Source organism: Streptomyces sp. UNOB3_S3 (genome assembly GCF_020740895.1).
Taxonomy (GTDB): Bacteria; Actinomycetota; Actinomycetes; order Streptomycetales; family Streptomycetaceae; genus Streptomyces.
Genome location: NZ_JAILXP010000561.1, coordinates 1 through 3,141 on the forward strand (window position 1 = coordinate 1; position 3,141 = coordinate 3,141).

The following is a 3,141-nucleotide window of genomic DNA, read 5'->3' on the forward strand; positions in this document are numbered from 1 at the left end:
GGATGTGGGTGTCGCCGCTCTTGGCGGCGTCCAGCTGGAGGCGGGCGGCGAGGAGTTCCGCGCCGGGCTGGGTGCTGCGGACGGAGAGGAAGGCGAGGCCGGGGACGCGCAGGGTGCCGACGCGGAGCGCGGGGGCCTCGGCGATCCGGGTGACGCGCCAGTCCACGCGGGAGCCGTGGACGCGGATCTCGACGTCGATCCGGGTGCCGGCGGGGAGGGTGAGCGTGTACGCGGCGCGGTCGGCGGTCAGCGACACGGTGACGTCCGGGGTGTGCTCGGTCTCGTCGACGAGCAGGGAGGTGACGGGGTCCTCCTGGCCGTGGAGGACGGCGCCGGTGGCGCGGTCGGTGTAGGAGACGATCCGGGGGAAGGCCGTGTCGACGCGTACGTCCAGGGTCCCGGAGCGCAGGAGCGCCTCGGCGCCGCGTGCCGTGGCGCGGGCCGGGAACGTGCCGGCGCCCGCGAGGGCGGCTGCGGTGACGACGACGGCGCGACGGCTGGGGCCTGTGGCTTCTACGGTCACGCCGTCACTGTGTGACGGCAGGGGCGACGGTGACCATGGACAAAGCCTGTTGTCGTCTTGGACTGTTGTCTCATGATCGCGAAAATGCAGTGTGTCGTCGTCGACTGTCCCGATCCGCTCGCCCTGGCACGCTTCTACTCCGCCGTGCTCGGCTGGCGGGTGGACGCCGACGACAGCGACCCCGGCTGGGTGTGGCTGACCGATCCGGCCACGCGGCAGCGGATCGCCTTCCAGCGGGTGGAGGGCGAGTACGTCCCGCCCCGGTGGCCGGATCCCGCGCGTCCGCAGCAGATGCACCTGGACTTCGATGTCGACACCCGCGAGGACGTGGAGCGCGCCCAGCGGGAGGTCGTCGCGCTCGGTGCGACGTTCCTCCACGACAGCGGCGGGCGGGAGCGCGGGTTCCGGGTGTTCGCCGACCCGGCCGGGCATCCCTTCTGCCTCTGCTACGGACAGCAGGGGGTGGTGCCGTCCTGAGGCATGGTGCTGTCCTGAGGCATGGTGCCGTCCCGAGGCATAAGGAATGCGCCATATCACTTGTTTCCGCCATCTAGCCGACCTTGATCCACTTCTGGGATCATCGTTCCGGCCGTCCGGACCGTGCCAGCTTCTCTCGTATTCGCACCACTAAGGACCTCGTGATGATGTCTGGCAGACGTCCGCGTGCCGCATGGCTCACGGCTCTCCTTCCCGCCGCCCTCGCGGCCGGCCTGCTCACCTCGGCGCCGGCGCACGCCGTCGTCGGCGACCCGGTCGCCGACGGGGCCTACGCCTTCACCGCGAAGGTGGACATCGGCGACGGCAAGCGGAGCTGCTCGGGCGCGCTGGTGGACCAGCGCTGGGTGATGACCGCGGCGGGCTGCTTCGCCGACGGCGCCGCCAAGCCCGTCTCCGGGGCGCCGAAGCTGAAGACCACGGTGACGGTCGGCCGTACCGACCTCGGCACCGACAAGGGCCGCACGGTCGCGGTCACGGAGCTGCTCACCCGTGACGACCGTGACGTCGTCCTCGCCCAGCTGGCCGAGCCCGTCACCGATGTCGCCCCGATCGCCATCGGCGCGACCACGCCCGCCCAGGGCGAGGTGCTGCGCGTCACCGGCTACGGCCGGACGAAGGACGAGTGGGTGCCCTCCCGGCTGCACTCGGCCGCCTTCACCGTCGCGTCGGTCCAGGGCACCACGCTCGGCCTCGCCGCCAAGGCCCCGGCCGACGCGAGCCTGTGCAAGGGCGACAGCGGCGGCCCGGCGTTCCAGGAGAAGGACGGCCGCGCCGAGCTGGCGGCCATCAGCACCGCCTCCTGGCAGACCGGCTGCCTCGGCTCCACCGAGACCCGCAAGGGCATGACCGAGACCCGCGTGGACGACCTCGGCCCGTGGGTGCGGCAGGCCCGGCTGAAGACCGCGTCCCTGATGAACGACTTCAGCAAGCGCTGCCTGGTGGTGTCCTGGCGGACGCCGGACAACGGTGCCCCGGCCACGCAGTACGACTGCAACCCGGCCTACGCCGACCAGGTGTGGCAGCTGGATCCCGTCTCCACCGGCGGCTACCAGATCCGCAACTCCCTCAGCAAACGCTGCCTCGTCGTCTACGCCAACGGCCAGGACAACGGCTCCCCCGCCGCCCAGCACGACTGCAACTCCGCCTGGTCCGACCAGGTGTGGGACCTCGTGCCGGTCGCGAGCGGCGGCTACCAGATCCGCAACACCTTCAGCAAGCGGTGCCTGGTCGTCTTCTCCCGGGAGAGCGGGAACGGCTCGCCCGCCGCTCAGTACGACTGCAACCCGGCCTGGTCCGACCAGGTCTGGAAGATCTGACCCGTAAGGGAACAGGGAGTGGGGGGCGCCGGTGGCGCCCCCCACTTCCTTATGCCGTCAGCCGGGCTGCCACGGCCCTCAGGGCCTCCCCCGCCCCGCCCACGATCGGCGCGCCATGGCCGAAACAGGCCGTTTGAACTCCCAGCGTCGACTGACGGCGGAAGGAGGCGACGGCCCGCGGCCGGTCGACGTTGAAGACGCCCAGCATCAGCTCCCCGGCGTTGGCGATGGTGTCACCCGTGAACAGCACCCCGGACCGCGTCAGATGCAGGGCCGTGCTGCCTTCCGTATGCCCCGGCACCGGCACGACCCGGACCTCCTCACCCCAGTCCAGGACGTCCCCCTCCCCCAGCTCCCGGTCCACCCGGCACGGCCGCGGCGCCGGCACGCCGGCGAGCCTCGGCTGCACGGACTCGAAGATCGGGACCTCCCAGTCCTCCAGCACCGGCGGCGGCTCCGGCGCCTCGCCCCGGATCACGGCCGCGTCCCCCGCTCCCGCCAGCACCCGCGCCCCCGTGGCCTCCGCCAGATCGGCCGCCGAGCCCATGTGGTCGATGTGGGAGTGGGTCAGCACGATCTCCCGGACGTCCCCCGGGCGGGCACCCAGCCCCGCCAGCTCCGCGAGGATCCGTTCCGCGTGCCCCGGCAGCCCCGTGTCCACCAGCGCCCAGCCCTCCGCGCCCGGCAGGCGCACCGCGTACGCCTGGCCGACCGTGAACGTCATCATCCATATATCGGGGGTCACTTGAGAAGTTTGGATCGTCGTCTCCGTCATACGGTCACGCTAGGCACGCGCCCCCGGCC

At 72.1% G+C, this 3,141-nt stretch carries 3 protein-coding genes and 1 pseudogene; 2 read left to right on the forward strand and 2 right to left on the reverse strand.

Annotated elements, in window-relative coordinates; all coding sequences use genetic code 11:
* Window positions 1–523 (reverse strand): annotated as a pseudogene (locus tag K6I33_RS33575) (hypothetical protein); the annotation flags it as partial.
* Between the two features lie 72 nt (window positions 524–595).
* Here K6I33_RS33575 and K6I33_RS33580 point away from each other — a divergent pair.
* Both K6I33_RS33580 and K6I33_RS33585 read left to right on the forward strand, forming a co-directional pair.
* Entirely contained in the window at window positions 596–1,000 is a 405-nt protein-coding gene (locus K6I33_RS33580; protein ID WP_229358547.1) for a VOC family protein, read from the forward strand.
* Window positions 1,001–1,167: 167 nt separating this feature from the next.
* Window positions 1,168–2,337 carry a trypsin-like serine protease gene (locus K6I33_RS33585; protein ID WP_229358550.1) on the forward strand — a complete coding sequence of 390 codons (1,170 nt, stop codon included), beginning with the start codon at window positions 1,168–1,170 and terminating at the stop codon, window positions 2,335–2,337.
* 49 nt (window positions 2,338–2,386) lie between these two features.
* Here the strand turns inward: K6I33_RS33585 and K6I33_RS33590 are convergent, their stop codons facing one another.
* Window positions 2,387–3,082 carry an MBL fold metallo-hydrolase gene (locus K6I33_RS33590; protein WP_229358552.1) on the reverse strand — a complete coding sequence of 232 codons (696 nt, stop codon included), beginning with the start codon at window positions 3,080–3,082 and terminating at the stop codon, window positions 2,387–2,389.
* Window positions 3,083–3,141: the final 59 nt, after the last annotated feature.

What these genes read in the sequence shown, in the direction of transcription:
- K6I33_RS33580 (WP_229358547.1), top strand. Translation starts at nt 596, where the DNA reads ATGATCGCGAAAATGCAGTGTGTCGTCGTCGACTGTCCCGATCCGCTC.
- K6I33_RS33585 (WP_229358550.1), top strand. Translation starts at nt 1,168, where the DNA reads ATGTCTGGCAGACGTCCGCGTGCCGCATGGCTCACGGCTCTCCTTCCC.